Genomic DNA, 18,048 nt, shown 5'->3' with positions numbered 1-18,048 from the left:
TCCGCGAGCGGCTGCCCCATGCGTATCTCCGAAACCTGTATCAATCGGCCGGTGTTCGCGTCGGTGCTGTCGCTGATCATCATCCTGATCGGCCTGATCTCGTATTCCCGCCTGTCGGTGCGCGAATACCCCAAGATCGACGAACCCATCGTGTCGGTGGACACCACCTACAAGGGCGCCTCGCCCGAGGTGATCGAATCGCAGGTGACCAAGCCGCTGGAAGACCAGCTGGCCGGCATCGAAGGCGTGGACGTGATGACGTCCCGCAGCCGCTCAGAGCGCAGTCTCATCAACATCAAGTTCAACCTGTCGCGCAACCCGGACGCCGCCGCGGCCGAAGTGCGAGACAAGGTCTCGCGCGCGCGGCGCTTCCTGCCCGACGAGATCGACGAGCCCATCATCGGCAAGGTCGAGGCCGATTCCCAGCCCATCATCTACATCGCGGTGGAATCCGGTTCGTACTCGGCGATCCAGACGTCCGACTACATCAACCGCTACATCAAGACGCGCCTGTCGGTGCTGCCGGGGGCGGCCGAAGTGCGCGTGTTCGGCGAGCGCTTGCCGTCCATGCGCATCTACGTGGACCGCGACAAGCTCGCCGCCTACGGCCTGACCGTGCAGGACGTCGAGACCGCGCTGCGCAGCCAGAACGTCGAAATTCCCGCCGGCCGCATTGAATCGCGGGCCCGGGAATTCTCGGTGGTGTCATCCACCGACCTGCAGACCCCGACGCAGTTCGAGAACGTCATCGTCGCCAACGTGAAGGGCTATCCGGTGCGGCTGCGCGACGTCTCCAAGGTCGAGATCGGCGCCGCCAACGACCGCGTGCTGTCGCGGTTCAACGGCAAGCCGGCCATCAACATCGGCGTCACGCGCCAGTCCACCGCCAACCCGCTGGAACTGTCCAAGGCGGCACGCGAGGAAATCGTGCGCCTGAACGAGAATCTGCCGGCCGGCATGAAGCTCACCATCGCGTATGACTCGTCGGTGTTCATCGAGCGGTCCATCGATTCGGTGTTCCACACCATCGGCGAAGCCATCATCCTGGTGGTGCTGGTGATCTTCTTCTTCCTGCGCAACCTGCGGGCCAGCATCATCCCCATCGTCACCATTCCCGTGTCGCTGGTGGGCGCCTGCGCGCTGATGTACCTGTTCGGCTTTTCCATCAACACGTTGACGCTGCTGGCCATGGTGCTGGCCATCGGCCTGGTGGTGGACGACGCCATCGTGGTGCTGGAAAACATCTTCCGCCACATCGAAGACGGCATGCCGCGCAAGGAAGCCGCGCTGCGCGGCTCGCGCGAGATCGGTTTCGCGGTAGTGGCCATGACCATGACCCTGGTCACCGTGTACGCGCCGCTGGCGTTTGCCACCGGCCGCACCGGACGCCTGTTCATCGAATTCGCGCTGGCGCTGGCCGGCGCCGTGCTGGTGTCCGGCTTCGTGGCCCTGACGCTCACGCCCATGATGTGCTCGGTGCTGCTGCGCCACCAGAGCAGCCACAGCCGCTGGTACAACCTGATCGAAGGCTGGCTGAATGGCATGAGCAACGGCTACCGCCGCCTGTTGGGCGCATCGCTGCGGCATCGCTGGCTGGTGGTGGTCATCGGCGTGGCCGTGGCCGCCGGCAGCGGCGTGCTGTTCAAGGTGGTCAAGAGCGAACTGGCGCCCATCGAAGACCGCGGCGTGGTGTTCGGCATCGTCAGCGCGCCCGAAGGCGCCACGCTGAACTACACGCTGGACAGCATGCAGGGCATCGAGGGGTTCTACGCGGCCATTCCCGAAGCCAGCGGCAGCCAGGTTACGGTGGGCTTTCCCACGGTCACCGACGGCACGGCCATCCTGCGCCTGAAGCCCTGGGAAGAGCGCGGCCGCAAGCAGCAGGCCATCACGCAGGAATTGCAGCCGCTGTTCTCGTCGCTGCCCGGGGTGCGCGCGTTCCCCACCAATCCGCCGTCGCTGGGCCAGTCCGCCCGGTCCAAGCCGGTGGAATTCATCATCATGAGCCAGGCCTCGTATGAAGAGCTGGCCCGCCTGACCGACGTGTTCCTGACCGAGCTGCGCAAGTATCCCGGCCTGATGAACCTGGACACGGACCTGCGCCTGAACACCCCCGAACTGCGGGTGCGGGTGGATCGCGACAAGATGGCGGACGTGGGCGCCAACGTCGACACCGTGGGCCGCACACTGGAATCGATGCTGGGCGGCCGCCAGGTCACCCGCTACAAAGACCAGGGCGAGCAGTACGACGTGATCGTGCAGGTGACCCCGCGCGACCGCGCCAACCCCACCGATATTTCCGGCATCCACATCCGGGCGCGCGACGGCAGCATGGTGCAGCTGGACAACCTGCTTGGCGTGCACGAAGGCGTGTCGCCGCAGTCGCTGAACCACTTCAACCGCCTGCGCGCGGTCAAGATCGACGCCGCCGTGGCGCCCGGCTACGCGCTCGGCGAAGTGCTGACCCACATGCACCAGGTGGCCCGTGAAGTGCTGCCCAACACGGTCGTGACCGACCTGGACGGCCAGTCGCGCGAATTCCGCGATTCGTCCGGCAGCATCTACCTGGTCTTCGCCATGGCGCTGGCCTTCATCTACCTGGTGCTGGCCGCGCAGTTCGAAAGCTGGCGCAACCCTTTCATCATCATGCTGTCGGTGCCGCTGTCCATGACCGGCGCGCTGCTGGCGCTGTATCTCACCGGCGGCACGCTGTCGATCTACAGCCAGATCGGGCTGATCACGCTGGTGGGGCTGATTACCAAGCACGGCATCCTGATCGTGGAATTCACCAACCAGCTGCGCGACGAGGGCAGGGAACTGTTCGAGGCCGTCACCGAGGCCAGCGTGCTGCGCCTGCGGCCTATCCTGATGACCACGGGGGCCATGGTGCTGGGCACGGTGCCGCTGGCGCTGTCGACCGGCGCGGGCGCCGAATCGCGCCAGCAGATCGGCTGGGTTCTGGTGGGCGGGCTGATGCTGGGTACACTACTGACCTTGTTCGTCGTGCCGGTGGCCTACACCCTGATCGCCACCGCACGCAAGAAACCCGGCCCCGCCGGCAGCGCAGCGCATCCCCCGGCCGAGCCGGGCGCCCCGGATGCGCACTCGCGGCCGACGTCTGCGGCCCAAGCGTCGGAATAGCTTTATGCGCCAGATCATCTTTGACACTGAAACCACCGGGCTGGACCCGGCCCAGGGACACCGCATCGTCGAAATCGGCTGCGTCGAACTGGTCAACCGGATGGCCACCGGCAACAACCTGCACATCTACCTGAACCCGGACCGCGACAGCGACCCCGAGGCGCTGGCGGTACACGGCCTGACCACCGAATTCCTGTCCGACAAGCCGCGTTTCGCGGAAGTGGCCGACGAATTCGTGAAGTTCATCCAGGGCGCCGAGCTGATCGCGCACAACGCCGCGTTCGACGTGAAGTTCTTCAACGCCGAACTGGCCAAGACCGGCCGGGGCGTCATCACCGAATACTGCGACACGGTCACCGACTCGCTGCTGCACGCGCGCTCGCTCTTCCCGGGCAAGCGCAACTCGCTGGATGCGCTGTGCGACCGCTTCGGCATTTCCAACGCCCACCGTACGCTGCACGGCGCCTTGCTGGACTCGCAGTTGCTGGCCGAAGTCTGGCTGGCCATGACTCGCGGGCAGGACGCGCTGCTGATCGATGTGGACGACAACGACCAGGGCGCCAATGGTGGCATGGTGCTGGCCCGCTTCGACGCCTCCGGCCTGCCGGTGGTGAAGGCCAGCGAGGCCGAACTGGCCGAGCACGAAACCTACCTGGCGGCGCTGGACAAGTCGGTGGGCGGCGAATGCGTCTGGCGCAAAATGGACGCGCCGGCGGCGGTCAACTGAAGTATTTCACAGGCGACTTGCACACTTCCAAAAAAGCGTGCTAATATTTCGCCTCTTTCGGGGTGGTTAGCTCAGTGGTAGAGCACTGCCTTCACACGGCAGGGGTCACAAGTTCGAAACTTGTACCACCCACCAAAGACCCTCGAAGAACCTGGCCTGGCTGCAAAGCGGGTAAGCGTGATTCGAGATAGCAGTGCAAAGCAAGGCAGCAGTACAAAGCAATAAAGCCAAAGCATTAGAGCCAACCCCGCGGTTGGCTTTTTTGTTTTCTGCGCCTGCTTTCTGCGTCTTCCTTGACGTGGCGCAAGCCACGCGGTGGCGCTTGCGCGCTATCGTCCCCGGGGTTGTCTATGATGGAAGCTGATGTATCGAAGCCGAGATCGACGCTGACCGATCGAAGCTGAAACCCACGCTTCGGGAGACCCTTATGCACCCCAGCACCAACACCATGTTGATCATCATCGTCACGGGCGTGGCGCTCATGCTGGTCGGGTTCGGACTGCGGGACCGCAATATCGGCATGGGCTTGATGGGCATCGGCCTCATCACGGCCATCGGCACGATCATCTACAAGGCGTACATCACGTTCTATTGAGGTTCGCGCCGGCCGCGCGCCGGCGGGCAGGGGCCTGCCGTGTTCAGCCCTTGGGCGCTGCCTGGCGCGCCACCCGTGCCAGCAAGGTATCGAGCTGGTTGGCGAAGGCCTTGCGATCCGCCTGGCTGAACGAGGGCGGTCCGCCCGTATCCACGCCGCTGGCGCGCAATTCTTCCATCATGTCCCGCACCGCCAGCCGTTCGCGGATGGTTTCCGGCGAATAGCGTTCGCCGCGCGGGTTCAACGCCATCGCACCCTTTTCCAGCACCTGCGCCGCCAGCGGAATGTCGCCGGTGATGACCAGGTCGCCCGCGGCCGCGCGTTCGACGATATGCGCGTCGGCCACGTCGAAGCCGCGCGGCACCTGCACCGCGCGGATCAGCGGCGACGGCGGGGTGTGCAGCGCCTGGTTGGCCACCAGGGTCAGCGGCACCTGCCAGCGCTGCGCGGCGCGAAACAGGATGTCCTTGATGACCCCGGGGCAGGCGTCGGCATCGACCCAGATATGCATCAGCCCAGGGCCTTCTGCAAGGCTTCGGCGACGAGGTCGTTGGTGGTGATGCCGCGTTCGGCGGCCGCCGCGCGCAGCGCGTCGGCTTGCGCCTGCGACAGCTTCAGCGGAAACGGCACCAGGCCGGCGGCCTGGTCCAGCTTGCGCTGCTCGCGACGGTCGGGCGCCTGCGACGCCGTGCCGAAGCGGTCCGGCGTAGCGGCTTGCTTGAGTTGGCCGGCCAGTTTCAGCGCCTGGTTCTTTTGCAGATCGAATTTATTCATGAAGATTCCTGATTGGGATCGCAATCATAAGCGCAAGCGCGCTCAAGGCTTGCCGGGTTCGGTGGGCCCCGGACGGGGTTTGGGGTGTTCCAGCGCCGCCAGCCCTTCTTCGGCGCCATCGTGCAAAGGCACCGTCAGGCCGCGCCGGGCGGTCGCGACGCTGACCTGGGCGCCCTGGGCCGAGCCGGCCGCCAACAGGTCCTGGCCGGTCTGGTAGACCGCGCGCACCACCTGCAGGGCCTCGTCGCGGGTCAGGTCGGACGTGGTCAGCAGCAGCGCGGCCATGCCGACGGTAGCGACCGGTTCGGGCTGGTTGGGGTAGGTGCCGGCTACGATATCCATCGGCATCAGCGCGCTGTCCTGCGCCGCCAAGGTCTTGATCGCGGCGGGATCCAGCGGCAACAGTTTCAGGTGCGCCTGGGTCAGCGCATCGCGCAGCGGCGTGGCGGGCACGCCGATCACCTGCGCCGCGGCGTCGATTGCGCCGGAATTCAGCGCCGACAGCGAACCGGCGAAGGGCGTGGGCACGGCTTCATAGTCGCGGCCCGCCTGCAGCCCATGCGCCGCCAGCACCGTTTCCAGCGTGGCACGCACCGCAGAGCCTTCGGCGCCCAGCGCGATCTTCTTGCCCTTCAGGTCGCGTACCGTGCGTACCTTGGCATCGTCGCGCACGACGAGGTGCACCAGTTCGGGATACAGGCTGCCCAGCGCGCGCAGCCCCGTGAACGGGCCTTGCGAAGCGAAGGGGCCGCGGCCTTCGTAGGCCAGCTTGGCCGTGTCGGCCTGGGCCAGCCCGACCACCGCATCGCCGCTGCGCAGCAGGGCGATGTTCTCGGCGCCGCCGCCGGTGATGAGCGGCGTGACGCGGATCTGGCGGGCCTGGCCCACCGCGCCCAGCGCCCTCGCGAAGTTGACGTACTCGCCCCGGTCGGGGCCGCCCGCCAGCGGATAACCCTGCTGCATCCGGGCCAGCCGGCCGTTGATGCGGGCGACCGAGCGTTCCAGTTCCTGCTGCACCACGTGCTGGGCGGTGCTGGATGCGCTGTAGGCGACCGAATGGGTGATCTGGTCCAGCGTATCCAGCAAGCGCTGGGTCACGGGTGGCGGCGCGCCGGTATCCAGCGACGGCGCCTCGGCGGCCTTGAAGCCGGCCGGCGTCACCAGCGTCCACGCGTCGCCATCCTGGCGGTAGATGGCGCTGGCGTGCGCCACGATGCGGTCGCCGGCCTGGTTGCCGTTGGATTTGACGCCGCTGATGCTGCGCGGGCCGGCGCCCAGCAGCGTCACCAGGGCGGCCGCGCCGGGCTGGTCCCAGGCGCCCAGAGAGATGTCGCGGGTCACTTCCAGGCGCAGGTCGTAATACACCACGCGGCGGGTCTCGCCGGCTGGCGCGCTGCTATCGGCGGCCGAGCCCATGCGCTTGAGGTCATCGATGCGGAACAGGCCCGCGCCATAGGTGGCGGCCAGGCCGCGTTCGACGTCCGCGCGCAGCGCATCGGTGTCGGGCGCGCGGCCGCAGGCGGCCAGCAGCAGGCACAGAGCGATCAGCAGAAAGCGTTTCAGCATGCTCACATCCCCCCCACGAACGGCAAGGAGATCAGGGACGTCAGCACGATCACGTTCAGAATGTCCACCAGGAAGGCGCCGGTCACCGGCACCACGATGAAGGCCTGCGGCGCCGGGCCGTGGCGGCGCGTCAGCGCCTGCATGTTGGCGATGGCGGTGGCCGTGGCGCCCAGCGAAAAACCGCAGAACGCGGCCGACATGATGGCGGCCTCGTAGTCGCGCTTGAGCAGCCGGAACACCACGCAGGCCGCGTACAGTGCGCAGAACAGCGTCTGCACGGCCAGGATCAGCGCCAGCGGTCCGGCCAGCCGCGCTACGCTGGTCAGGTCCAGCGTCATCATCGTCATGGCCAGGAACAGCGACAGTGTGATGGTGCCGATGATTTCGGTGGCGCGGTCGTCCAGCTTCAGGCCAAGGTGTTCACCGCCGTTGCGGATCAGCACGCCGGTCGCCAGGCACCACAGGAAGTTGGGCAGGCTGACGGGCGCGCCTTCCACCAGCGTCGCCAGGAAGCCGCCCGCCACCAGGCAGACGAAGGCGGCGGTCATGGACGTGATGAACGAGGCCGCGGTCGAAGGCGCCTGCGCCTCGGTCAGGTCGGCGGCCTCGTGGCCGCCGTCGGCCTGCGGGTCCAGGCTGCCGCGCAGCTTGTGGCGCCGCATGATCCATTCGGCCACCGGGCCGCCCACCACGCCGCCCAGCACCAGGCCGATGGTGGCTGCGGTCATGGCCAGCGCCATCACGTCCTGGATGTTGTTGACGTCGGCAAAGCGCGTGGCATAGGCCGCGCCCGTGCCGTGTCCGCCCACCAGCGTGATGGTGCCGCCCAGCAGGCCCATCAGCGGATGCATGTCCAGCAGCCAGGCCATGCCCAGCCCCACCGCGTTCTGCAGCACCAGGAAGGGGATCAGCGCCAGCAGGAACGCGATCAGGCGCGGGCCGCCCTTGGCCAGCAGTTTCAGGTTCGCGGTCAGGCCGATGCAACCGAAGAACAGCAGCAATAGCGTCGGCTTGATGCTGGTTTCCAGGGCTACCGACACGCCGCCCCAGGTGGACAGCAAGTAGGCGGCCACGGCGAACAGCAAGCCGCCGACGATCGGGTCGGGGATGCTGTAGCGCGCCAGTACGCCGATCCGGGAGGTCAGTACGCGGCCGATGGCGAGCACCAGGCAGCAGGCCAGCAGGGATTGGACTGGGGAAAGCGAAATCATGGATACCTTCGCGCCCCGCGGGGCGCAGTGAATTCAAAGCGGAAATGCACGCGCCATGTAGCTGGCTTGCGGCCCGTAACCTTCAAGCTTGGCCGCCAGGTCTTGCCCGCCGGCGGCAACGGGCGCGTAGCCGTGGCGGACCCAATACCCCACCGCCGAACCCAGCGACACCAGGCTGGCCCGCTGTAAACCGCACTGCATGGCGCCTTGGGCCGCGGCTTGCAGCAGCGCCTGCCCGACGCCCAGGCCCTGGGCCGACGGCGCTACCGCGCAGTCGTGCAGGAACCAGTGATCGGCCGGTTCGGGCAGGGCAGCCAGCGGCGCGTCCAGCGCCGGGGGCAGGCCGGCGTCCCAGGGGTACGACACCAGATAGCCCAGCAAGGCCGATGCCGCTGGCGGCGCGGCGGCCTGAGCCACCCAGCAATGGGCAGGCGCAAGCGTCAGCCGGTTCAGGAAGAAGCCAGCGCTTTCCAGCAGGAAATCCGGGTAGGCCACGGCCTGGACCTGCAGGATGGCGTCGACGTCGCTGGCCAGCATGGGGCGAACTCGATAGTGCATAACCACCTTGTAAAACAAGAACTTCGCGCATTTTACCGGCGCGGGAAACCGGGGGCGGATGGCGTCCGGCCCCCTGCTTTACGTCCCTTCACATATCGGGGACAGAGATTCACGCGGCTTCATACATTTGGCCCGATCGGCTGCCTAGAATCGGTGGCAGGGACACCGCCATGGACTACGAAACATTTCATGAAAATTCGACGAGCCCCTGCGCATACTGCTTGCCATACCGTCCCGCATTCCAGTTTTTCAGAGCCTTATGCACATCCAATTCCGGTCCGAGCCCATGGGGCAGCAAGTCCTGACCAAAGCGTTTCCCGTGGAAACGGTCTGGCCGACGGCTGCCGCCAACGTGCCCTACGACACCTGCGTGACTTGCGTCATTCCCTGCCTGAATGAATGCGAGAACCTGCGCGTGCTGCTGCCGTTGCTGCGCAGCCGCCTGGCCGCGCTGTGCAGTGGCTGGGAAATCATCGTGGCCGATGACGGCAGCACGGATGGCACCGAAGCGCTGATGGCCGAATGGACCCAGTACGACGGCTTTCGCTATGTGCAGCTGTCGCGCAATTTCGGCAAGGAAGCCGCGCTGAGCGCCGGCCTGGAAAGCGCCACCGGCGACGTGGTCATCTGCCTGGATGCCGACATGCAGCATCCGCCCGCGCTGATCGAACAGATGCTGGCCCGCTGGGCCGCCGGTGCCGAGATGGTCTACGCCGTGCGCGAGACCCGCAACGATGAATCGTGGATCAAGCGCACGGGCGCCCGCTGGTTCTACAAGCTGCTCAGCGGCGCCCGCGGCGTCGATGTGCCGGCCCATGCCGGCGACTTCCGCCTGATGGACCGCGGCGTGGTGGATGCGCTCAATGCGCTGCCCGAACGCACCCGCTTCATGAAGGGCCTGTACGCCTGGGTGGGCTTCAAGGGCGAAGCGCTGCCCTACACGCCCGACGAGCGCATGCACGGCAACAGCCGCTTCGGCAACATGCGCCTGGCGCGCCTGGCGCTGGACGGCCTGACCGCCTTCACCACCTGGCCGCTGCGCCTGGTGAGCCTGGTCGGCGTGCTGTTCGCTGTGATTGCGATGGCGTACGCAGGCTATCTGGTGGTCGAATACCTGGTGTCCGGCAATGAAGTGTCGGGCTGGACCACGATCGTGACGGCCGTGCTGTTCTTTGCCGGCGTCAACCTGATTTCGCTGGGCGTGGTGGGGGAATACGTCGCCCGCATCTTCGACGAGGTCAAGGGACGCCCGCTGTTCGTGGTGCGCCGCCGCCAGGGGCATGCTGCCCGTACCGACAAGGCCGCACACTGATGAGCACCGCGATGCAACGCCCGGCGCGCTCCGAATGGACCCCGCCGGCAGGATGGTTCCTGCTCGCGATCGGCTTCTGGCTGATCTTCCTGGCCTGGGTGCGTCCGCTGACGCTGCCCGATGAAGGCCGCTACGCAGGGGTCGCCTGGGACATGCTGCGCAGCGGTTCGCATGCCGTGCCGCTGCTCGATGGCATGCCGTATTTCCACAAGCCGCCGCTGTACTACTGGATGACCGAGCTGTCGTTCACGCTGTTCGGCGTGCACCCGTGGGCCGCGCGCGTGCCGTCGCTGCTGGCGTCCTGGGCCGCCATCGCCGCGCTCTACGCGTTCGTGCGCCGCTATCGCGACGCCACCAGCGCGTCGATCACCGCGCTGGTGCTGGCCACGCTGCCGTTCTTCTACGGCGGTTCGCAATTCGCCAATCTGGACATGCTGGTGGCCGGCCTGATCACGCTGTGCGTGCTGGCCGCGGCCGATACCGTGCTGCGTGCCGAACGTGGCCAGGCCTATCGCTGGATGTCGCTGGCGGCCGCCGCCCTGGCGGGCCTGGCGGTGCTGGCCAAGGGGCTGATCGGCCTGGTGCTGCCTGGCGCAATCCTGTTCATCTGGCTGGTGTGGTCCCGCCGCTGGCGCGGCCTGGCCGCATTGGTGTGGCCGCCGGCGCTGCTCGTTTTCGCGGTGGTCGCGGTGCCGTGGTTCGTGCTGATGCAGATCCGATACCCGGGCTTCTACGACTACTTCTTCGTCTACCAGCACTTCCAGCGTTTCGCCGAGGGCGGCTTCAACAACGCCCAGCCGTTCTGGTTCTACCTGCCGGTGGTGGTGGGGCTGGCGCTGCCCTGGTCGTTGTGGGGCGGCGGCATCCTGCGCAAGGCCTTCTGGGCCGAAGGCCCGCAGCGCGACCTGCGCCGCCTGGCCCTGGTCTGGTTCGTCGTCGTGGTCGGCTTTTTCTCGCTGCCCAGTTCCAAATTGGTCGGCTACGTGCTGCCTGCACTGCCGGCGCTGGCGTTCCTGCTGGCCGAAGTCATCGTGGCCGCCTGGCGCCAGAAGGGCGACACGCTGGCGCCCCGGCTGGTGCGCATCTGCGTCGGCGTCGGCGCGGGCATCTGCGTGCTGGCCATCGGCATCGCCGCGCACAGCGCCCGTGGCAGCGCCGGCCCCCTGGCCGCCGTGATCCGCCCGCTGGCGCAGCCCGGCGATACCTATGTGTCGCTGCACACCTATCCGTTCGACCTGGCGCTGTATGCCCAGGCGCCCCAGCCGTCATGGGTAGTGGACGACTGGCTCAATCCGGATGTGCCGGTGCGCGACAACTGGCGCAAAGAACTGTACGACGCCGCCAAGTTCGAACCGCAGATCGGCAAGCAGGTGCTGATCAGCCAGCAGGAATTCGATGCCCGCCTGTGCGCTGCGCCGCAAGGCTCGCGCTACTGGGTCTGGGGTACCAGCTCGGACGGCGGCAACTACCGGGCGCTGCAAGGCTTGCAGCCGGTGGCGACCAGCGTGAAATACGTGATCTGGCAGGTGGTGACGGACGCCGCCTTCAAGCAGCGGGTTTGTGGCGAAATGCCCAAAGCCGGCTCGTGATGAAGGTGGCGACCGCCAAGGCGACAAGAATGAGGGCCAGCAGGATGTCGTAGCGTACCGCCGTTACTCGCAGCAACCAGGCGTAAGCGGATTCATTGATGATGAAGCCCACGGCTGAAATGAAGAAGAAACGGCGGACTGCTATGGTCCAGGGTGTGTGGGAATGTCTGAACGTAAGCCGGTAGTGCCCGCTGAAGGAAACCACGAACGCCACCAGCCAGCCGATGAGGTTGGCCAGGAGCGGCGCGGCGCCCAGGGCCTCGACGCAGGTGACGGCCACGCCCCAGTGGGTAGCGGCCGCTGCGCATCCGACGGCGATGAACAGACTGACTTGTTGAAGCAGGGCGCGCATGTGGGGCGTGTCGACGAAGAGTGGCGGGGTGAAAACATGACCAGACGCATAGTGGTCTGCGGTGACGATTTTGGCATGAATGCCGACATCGATGAAGGCATGATTGCGCTGGCCGGCATGGGCCGCCTCAGCGCCGTCAGCTGCCTCGTCCAGGGCCCGACCTTTGCCGCCAACGCGCCGCGTCTGGCGGCGTTGGACGTCGACATCGGCCTGCACCTGAACTTCTCCGAATCGCTGGGCCCGGACGATGCCGACGTGCCGTCGCTGTCGCGCTTGATCCTGCGCGCCTATGCCCGCCGGCTGGATGCAGCCTGGGTCGAGCAACGCCTCGAACGCCAGTTCGACGCGTTCGAAGCCGCGTTTGGCGGTGCGCCCGATTATGTCGATGGCCATCAGCATGTGCACCAACTGCCCCTCATTCGCGAACGTCTGCTGAGCCTGCTCAAGCGCCGCTACGGCGCCAGCATGCCCTGGCTGCGCCAGACCGCGCCGGGCGCGCTCTGCGGCATTCCCGCCAAGGAATCCATCAAGGCCCGCATCATCGGCGCGCTGGGCGCGGCCGAACTGGGTCGCCAGGCCCGCCAGGAAGGCCTGCGCACCAATCGCCGGCTGCTGGGCGTGTATGGCTTCGAAGGCGGCAAGCGGCGCTATGCCGATTTGCTGCAGAACTGGCTGTTCAACGCCCACGATGGCGATCTGCTGATGTGCCACCCAGCGCTGGACACACAGGGCGCCAGCGTCATGGCGCGCCAGCGCCGCGCCGAATACGACGTGCTGGCCAGCCCCAAGCTGGGCGAATGGCTGGCTGCCAATGGCGTGCGCATCACGCGCCTGCCGCTGGTGCTGGCTGGCGCCGCCGCGCGCACACCACGCACGCCACGCCGCCAGGCCGCGCCGGGCTAGGGCGCAACGTTCATCCCGGCAGCCTGGTGACGACGCCGCCGCCTAGGCCTGCGTCAGATTCTGCAGCAACCACGCACCGGCCGGTCCCAGCGGCCGCCGGGTCGACCAGACCGCATCCACCCGGATCTGCCGCGGCCAGCCCGGCACCGCCAGTTCCACCAGCTGCCCGCGGCCAAAGCGCTGCAGCATCCAGCGCGGCAGCTCGGCCCAACCGAAGCCCAGGTTGGCCATTTCCAGCAACATCAGATAGCCCGGCGCCGACCAGGTCGACTGCGAGGGCGCGGGGTCCTTGTCGTCGAGCTCATAGGTGCTCAGGCGCAGTTCGCGCTCGCTTTTCAAGTGGTCGGCCGTGACGCCCTTGAGCGCGGCCAGCGGATGGCTGCGCCCCACGCACAGCACGATCTCGGACGCATCGCGCAGGCTGGCATGCGCCATGTCCGGCGGGTAGGTGTCCTGCGCCGCCATCAGCCCCAGGTGGGCGCGGCCCTGCTGCACCAGCGCCACTACGTCCTCGTATTCCGCGATCAGGCATTCGAAGCGCAGCGCCGGATAGCGCTGGTCGATCTGGCTGAGCATGTTTTCAAAGGTTTCGGACTGAAACGTGTCCGACAGCACCACGGTCAGGCGCGGTTCCAGCCCGGCCGATAGCTGGCTGGCGCTGCGGTTCAGGCGGTCGTTGGCGGCCAACACCTGCAAGGCCTGGGTCAAGAGCACCTGGCCGGCCTCGGTCAGCGCCGGTTGGCGCTGGCTGCGGTCGAACAGGGTCACGTTCAGGTCGACTTCCAGATTGGCGATGGTTTCGCTGACGGTGGATTGGCTTTTGCCCAATTTGCGGGCCGCGGCGGAAAACGTGCCTTCGGCGGCCACCTGGGCGAAGGTGGCCAAGGATTCCAGGGAGTGGCGCATAAGGGGTTTTTGTATCGGTTTTTCCGATGGATATTATCTTTATCGTACCGGAAATATCGTCGAAAATCGCTCCGTTACTCAAGCAACCGACCTCAGGTGGGTCATGACGCAAGCCAAGAAAACCCTCAAAGAACGCTTTTTCCACGCTTTCCTGTTCGAAATCCTCGCCATCGGCCTGTGCGCGCCCATCGCCGCCTGGGCCATGGGCAAGTCCCTGTTCGAAATGGGCGTGCTGACCGCGGTGATCGCCTGGATCGCGCTGGTCTGGAACATGATCTACAACGCCGCATTCGACCGCCTGGAAAACCGCCTGGGCATCACCCGCAACCTGCGGGTGCGGGTGGTGCATGCGTTCGGCTTCGAGGTGGGGCTGATCCTGATCGTCATCCCGCTGGCGGCCTGGTGGCTGCAGATCAGCCTGTGGCAGGCGTTCGTGCTGGACATCGCGCTGGTGCTGTTCTACCTGCCCTATGCGTTCTTCTACAACCTGGGCTACGACCGGGCCCGCCCGCGCGTCATGGCCTGGCTGACGCGGGGCGCCACCGACGCGGCCGAGCCGGCCGCCGCCGCTACGCGTCAATGACCTTGCGCGTGAACATCTCCAGGTAGTCCATCAGCGAATCGGCGCCGCGGATGGCCGCGGCGGCATCGCCCGTGGCGATGCCCTCGGCCATGGCCATGTGGCGCCGCGCGCCTTCCGTAATGTCGCCTTCGTGCTGGTAGGCATACCAGAAGCGGCGGCACTGGATGATCAGCGGTTCCACCGCATTCACCGCCGACACATTGCGACAGGCGTTGTGGCAGACGTGGTCCAGCGATTGGTCGGCCTGCATGTAGTCATCCAGGTTGCCGCCTTCGGCCGCACGGATCATCTGGGCCGCGCATTCCACGATCTGGCTGCGCTGGGCCGGCGTGGCGCGGCGCGCGGCGCTGGCCGCGATCAGCTGTTCCAGCGCCCGGCGGGTCTGGATCAGGTCCATGTGGTCGGCCAGCTGGATCATCGACACCCGCAGCCCGCGGCGCGGTTCCTGGCGGATCAGCCCGGCCGCCACCATGCGCAGCAGCGCTTCGCGCAGCGGGGTGCGGCCCAGGCCGGTTTTCTCGACCAGGTCGGCCTCCACCACCGCGCTGCCCGGCTGCAATTGCAGCGTGGCGATCATGCTTTCGATCTGGTCGTAGGCGACGTCGGCGGCGCGCCGTTTGGGTTCTGCTCCGGCCATCAATTATTGTTTTCCTTCGTTTTGCGCCACTGCGTGTAGGCCAGCCATTCGCCGACGAACCCGCGCCGGAAGAACGATACGCACAACACGAAAATCAACCCGATGACGATGGTGACGACATCGCCCAGGGTGGCAAGGTAGTTCTGCAGGCTGACCACCAGGGTGGCGCCCACCACGGGGCCCCACACGGTGCCGATGCCGCCCAGCAGCGTCATCAGCAGCACCTCGGTGGAGGTGGCCAGCGACACGTCGTTCAGCGCCACCAACTGCAGCACCAGCGCCTTGAGCGAGCCGGCCAGGCCGGCGACCGAGGCGGACAGCACGAAAGCCAGCAGCTTGCACCGATCCGTATCGTACCCCAGTGAAATCGCCCGCGGCGCGTTGTCGCGGATGGTCTTGAGCACCTGTCCGAAGGGCGAATGGATCACCCGATACACGAACAGGAATCCCAGCACGAAGACCCCCAGCGCGAAGTAGTACATATGGGTGTCCGAGCTCAGGTCCACCAGCCCCAGGAACTTGCCGCGCGGGATGCCTTGCATGCCGTCCTCGCCGCGCGTCCACTTCACCTGCACCGCCATGAAGTACGCCACCTGCGACAGCGCCAGCGTGATCATCGCGAAATAGATGCCGGTGCGGCGGATGGCCAGCCAGCCGATCGCATAGCCGATGGCAGCGGCCATGGCCACGCCGCACAGCATGGCCAGTTCGGGCGGCAGGCCGGCCGCGCCGTACAGGATCATCATCTGGCCGGCGGCGTAGCCTGCCCAGCCGAAGAACGCGGCATGACCGAACGACACCAGGCCAGTGAAGCCGGTCAACAGGTTGAAGGCCAGCGCGAACAGCGCGAAGCACAGCACCTTCATGACGAACACGGGGTAGACGACCTGTGGAAAGAACGGCACCAGCAGGGCCGGCACCAGCAACAGGGCCAGGATACGGATCGAAAGCGGGAAGCGGGACACCTTATTTCTCCTTGCCGAACAGGCCCGCGGGGCGCATCAGCAGCACCACCGCCATCACGATGAACACGACCACGGTGGACGCTTCGGGGTAGAACACCTTGGCCAGCCCTTCGAGCAGGCCCAGCGCCAGGCCGGTGACGATGGCGCCCATGATCGAGCCCAGGCCGCCGATCACCACCACCGCGAACACAATGTTCAAGAGGTTGGACCCCATCAGCGGATTGATCTGCATCACCGGCGCGGCCAGCACCCCGGCCACGCCGGCCAGCGCCACGCCAAAGCCGTAGGTCAGGGTGATCATCACGGGCACGTTCACGCCAAAGGCCTGCAGCAGCCGGGCGTTCTCGGTGCCGGCCCGCAGCAGCGCGCCCAGCCGGGTGCGTTCGAACAGGTACCAGGTCACCAGGCACAGCGACAGCGACGCCACCACCACGAAGGCGCGGTACGCCGGCAGGAACATGAAGCCCAGGTCGAAGCCGCCTTGCAGGACCTCGGGCGGCTCGTAGCCCACGCCCGAAATGCCGTAGAAGTAGCGAAAGCCGCCTTCCATCATCAGCGCGATGCCGAAGGTCAGCAGCAGCCCGTACAGGTGGTCCAGGTGGTAGAGCCGCTTGAGCAGCGTCTTCTCGATCACCACGCCGACCGCGCCGACGATCAGCGGCGCCAGCACCAGCGCGGCCCAGAAGTTGACCTGGACGCCGGGGCCCAGCAGCTGCGGCAATTGGGTAAAGCCGATCCACGCCAGGAAGGCCGCCATCATGAACTGGGCGCCGTGGGTGAAATTGACGATGTTGAGCAGGCCGAAAATGATGGCCAGCCCCATGCTGAGAATGGCGTAGAAGCAGCCGTTGATCAGCCCCACCAGCAGTTGGGCGAGCAGGGCGGGAAGCGAGATGTCGAACATAGTGGGCGGCAGGCGGACACGCGGACGCGTCGGTTTCCAGGAAGGTGCGCAGACGGCGCGCGCCTCGTGCGGGTCGAACCGGCGCCGGGCTTGGCCGCCCGGCGCCGGCCACGCATTACGACTTGTTCAACGGGCAGGCGGCCTGCGGCTTGGGAAACACCTCGTCGCCCTTGAGCACCGATTTCACGTGGTAGTAGTCCCACGGCGCTTTGGATTCGGCCGGCGCCTTCACCTGCAACAGCAGCATGTCGTGCACCAGCGCGCCGTCGGCGCGCAGCTTGCCGTTGCGGATCACGGCATCGTTGATGGTCATCTCGCGCAGCTTGGCCATCACGGTCGGGGCGTCGTCGGTGCCGGCCGCTTCCACTGCCTTCAGGTAGGACAGCGTGGCCGAATACACGCCTGCCTGCGAGGCCGTGGGCATCTTCTTGGCCTTGTCGAAGAACTTGCGGGCCCAGGCGCGCGAGGCGTCGTCGAAGTCCCAGTAGAACGCCTCGGTCAGGTACATGCCCTGCGCCTTGGCCAGGCCCATGCTGTGCACGTCCGAGATATAGGTCAGCAGCGGCGCCACGATCTGCGTCTTGGTGATGCCGAATTCATTGGCCTGCTTGACCGCGTTGACGGTGTCGTTACCGGCGTTGGCCAGTGCGATCACGTCGGCCTTGGATGCCTGCGCCTTCAGCAGGAACGACGAGAAGTCGTTGCCGGGGAAGGGGTGGCGCGACACGCCGACCACGCTGCCGCCGTTTTCCTGGATCACTTCGGTGGCGTCTTTTTCCAGCGAGTGGCCGAAGGTGTAGTCGGCGGTGATGAAGTACCAGGTCTTCTTGCCTTCCTTGACCAGCGCGCGCGCCGTGCCGGCCGCCAGGGCGTAGGTGTTGGTGGTCCATTGCGCGTTCAGCGGCGAGCATTTCTCGCCCAGGATGGCCGTGGACAGGCCGGCCGACGGCATCGTCACGCGGTTTTTCTGCTTGGCGATCTCCATCACGGCCAGCGCGGTCGACGCGGTGGGAAAGTCGGTGATCATGTCGACCTTGCCCTGGTCGAACCATTCACGCGCCAGGTTGGCTGCGACGTCGGGCTTGTTCTGGTGGTCGGCGGCCACCACTTCCACGGGCTTGCCCAGCACCTTGTTGCCCATTTCCTCGGCCGCCATGCGGGCCGCGATCACGGAGCCGTTGCCGGCCAGGTCGGAATACACGCCCGACAGGTCGGTCAGCACGCCGATCTTGACGACGTCATCGCTGATGCCGCCCTGGGCGTGGGCCACGCCTGCCAGGCCAAGGGTGCACAACGCTGCTGCGATTCGATTCAATTTCATCTGA

18 protein-coding genes and 1 tRNA gene are annotated in these 18,048 nt (G+C 66.6%); 8 read left to right on the top strand and 11 right to left on the bottom strand.

Annotated features, from left to right (window positions below):
• Positions 1 to 18: 18 nt before the first annotated feature.
• The 4 genes from U858_RS0112605 (at position 19) to U858_RS35330 (ending at position 4,463) form a co-directional block, all read left to right on the top strand.
• Positions 19 to 3,141 (top strand): efflux RND transporter permease subunit, encoded by a 3,123-nt coding sequence (locus U858_RS0112605; protein ID WP_025137515.1) that lies wholly within the window; start codon positions 19 to 21, stop codon positions 3,139 to 3,141.
• A gap of 4 nt (positions 3,142 to 3,145) precedes the next feature.
• Positions 3,146 to 3,868: a DNA polymerase III subunit epsilon gene (gene dnaQ / locus U858_RS0112600; protein ID WP_025137514.1), complete on the top strand. Its 723-nt coding sequence runs from the start codon at positions 3,146 to 3,148 to the stop codon at positions 3,866 to 3,868.
• 60 nt (positions 3,869 to 3,928) lie between these two features.
• Positions 3,929 to 4,003: transfer RNA gene (locus tag U858_RS0112595), tRNA-Val, on the top strand.
• Between the two features lie 292 nt (positions 4,004 to 4,295).
• Positions 4,296 to 4,463, top strand: a complete 168-nt coding sequence (locus U858_RS35330; RefSeq protein WP_025137513.1) for a hypothetical protein — start codon at positions 4,296 to 4,298, stop codon at positions 4,461 to 4,463.
• Between the two features lie 43 nt (positions 4,464 to 4,506).
• Here U858_RS35330 and U858_RS0112585 read toward each other — a convergent pair whose 3' ends face one another.
• From U858_RS0112585 to U858_RS0112565, 5 genes are read right to left on the bottom strand one after another with little or no spacing between them, the layout of a single operon-like run.
• The gene (locus U858_RS0112585; RefSeq protein ID WP_025137512.1) at positions 4,507 to 4,974 is read right to left on the bottom strand and encodes a YaiI/YqxD family protein; all 468 of its coding nucleotides are present in this window, start codon (positions 4,972 to 4,974) and stop codon (positions 4,507 to 4,509) included.
• Positions 4,974 to 5,237 (bottom strand): hypothetical protein, encoded by a 264-nt coding sequence (locus U858_RS0112580; RefSeq protein WP_025137511.1) that lies wholly within the window; start codon positions 5,235 to 5,237, stop codon positions 4,974 to 4,976. Before U858_RS0112580 ends, U858_RS0112585 begins: the two co-directional genes overlap by 1 nt.
• A gap of 42 nt (positions 5,238 to 5,279) precedes the next feature.
• Positions 5,280 to 6,809, bottom strand: a complete 1,530-nt coding sequence (locus U858_RS0112575; RefSeq protein ID WP_025137510.1) for a TAXI family TRAP transporter solute-binding subunit — start codon at positions 6,807 to 6,809, stop codon at positions 5,280 to 5,282.
• Positions 6,806 to 8,014, bottom strand: a complete 1,209-nt coding sequence (gene gltS, locus U858_RS0112570; protein ID WP_025137509.1) for a sodium/glutamate symporter — start codon at positions 8,012 to 8,014, stop codon at positions 6,806 to 6,808. Before gltS ends, U858_RS0112575 begins: the two co-directional genes overlap by 4 nt.
• A 33-nt stretch (positions 8,015 to 8,047) precedes the next feature.
• Positions 8,048 to 8,551 carry a GNAT family N-acetyltransferase gene (locus tag U858_RS0112565; protein ID WP_025137508.1) on the bottom strand — a complete coding sequence of 168 codons (504 nt, stop codon included), beginning with the start codon at positions 8,549 to 8,551 and terminating at the stop codon, positions 8,048 to 8,050.
• A 280-nt stretch (positions 8,552 to 8,831) separates the two neighbouring features.
• Between U858_RS0112565 and U858_RS0112560 the strand changes: the two genes are divergently transcribed.
• On the top strand, positions 8,832 to 9,884 hold the full coding sequence (locus U858_RS0112560) for a glycosyltransferase family 2 protein (RefSeq protein ID WP_025137507.1): 1,053 nt from the start codon (positions 8,832 to 8,834) through the stop codon (positions 9,882 to 9,884).
• Positions 9,884 to 11,473 carry a glycosyltransferase family 39 protein gene (locus U858_RS0112555; protein WP_029953780.1) on the top strand — a complete coding sequence of 530 codons (1,590 nt, stop codon included), beginning with the start codon at positions 9,884 to 9,886 and terminating at the stop codon, positions 11,471 to 11,473. The genes U858_RS0112560 and U858_RS0112555 overlap by 1 nt, the downstream gene beginning before the upstream one ends.
• On the opposite strand, the gene U858_RS0112550 is transcribed toward U858_RS0112555, so the two are convergent.
• Positions 11,430 to 11,825 carry a GtrA family protein gene (locus U858_RS0112550; RefSeq protein ID WP_029953778.1) on the bottom strand — a complete coding sequence of 132 codons (396 nt, stop codon included), beginning with the start codon at positions 11,823 to 11,825 and terminating at the stop codon, positions 11,430 to 11,432. The genes U858_RS0112555 and U858_RS0112550 overlap by 44 nt on opposite strands.
• Before the next feature lie 36 nt (positions 11,826 to 11,861).
• Between U858_RS0112550 and U858_RS0112545 the strand changes: the two genes are divergently transcribed.
• Positions 11,862 to 12,728, top strand: a complete 867-nt coding sequence (locus U858_RS0112545) for a ChbG/HpnK family deacetylase (RefSeq protein ID WP_029953776.1) — start codon at positions 11,862 to 11,864, stop codon at positions 12,726 to 12,728.
• A gap of 42 nt (positions 12,729 to 12,770) precedes the next feature.
• Here the strand turns inward: U858_RS0112545 and U858_RS0112540 are convergent, their stop codons facing one another.
• Positions 12,771 to 13,634 (bottom strand): LysR family transcriptional regulator, encoded by an 864-nt coding sequence (locus tag U858_RS0112540; protein ID WP_025137504.1) that lies wholly within the window; start codon positions 13,632 to 13,634, stop codon positions 12,771 to 12,773.
• 103 nt (positions 13,635 to 13,737) lie between these two features.
• On the opposite strand from U858_RS0112540, the gene U858_RS0112535 reads away from it, so the two are divergent.
• Positions 13,738 to 14,217: a multidrug/biocide efflux PACE transporter gene (locus tag U858_RS0112535; protein WP_025137503.1), complete on the top strand. Its 480-nt coding sequence runs from the start codon at positions 13,738 to 13,740 to the stop codon at positions 14,215 to 14,217.
• On the opposite strand, the gene U858_RS0112530 is transcribed toward U858_RS0112535, so the two are convergent.
• From U858_RS0112530 to U858_RS0112515, 4 genes are all read right to left on the bottom strand, one after another.
• Positions 14,204 to 14,854, bottom strand: a complete 651-nt coding sequence (locus tag U858_RS0112530) for a GntR family transcriptional regulator (RefSeq protein WP_025137502.1) — start codon at positions 14,852 to 14,854, stop codon at positions 14,204 to 14,206. The two genes, U858_RS0112535 and U858_RS0112530, sit on opposite strands and share 14 nt — an antisense overlap.
• Positions 14,854 to 15,819 carry a branched-chain amino acid ABC transporter permease gene (locus U858_RS0112525; protein ID WP_025137501.1) on the bottom strand — a complete coding sequence of 322 codons (966 nt, stop codon included), beginning with the start codon at positions 15,817 to 15,819 and terminating at the stop codon, positions 14,854 to 14,856. The genes U858_RS0112530 and U858_RS0112525 overlap by 1 nt, the downstream gene beginning before the upstream one ends.
• 1 nt (position 15,820) lies before the next feature.
• Complete coding sequence (locus U858_RS0112520; protein WP_025137500.1) at positions 15,821 to 16,723, bottom strand: branched-chain amino acid ABC transporter permease; 903 nt, start codon at positions 16,721 to 16,723, stop codon at positions 15,821 to 15,823.
• Between the two features lie 115 nt (positions 16,724 to 16,838).
• The gene (locus U858_RS0112515; protein WP_025137499.1) at positions 16,839 to 18,044 is read right to left on the bottom strand and encodes an ABC transporter substrate-binding protein; all 1,206 of its coding nucleotides are present in this window, start codon (positions 18,042 to 18,044) and stop codon (positions 16,839 to 16,841) included.
• Positions 18,045 to 18,048: the final 4 nt, after the last annotated feature.

The organism is Achromobacter sp. DH1f, assembly GCF_000633435.1.
In the GTDB taxonomy this organism is placed as follows: domain Bacteria; phylum Pseudomonadota; class Gammaproteobacteria; order Burkholderiales; family Burkholderiaceae_B; genus Achromobacter; species Achromobacter deleyi.
Note: the sequence above shows the minus strand (reverse complement) of the source record. Positions and strands in the feature narration are given on the sequence as shown.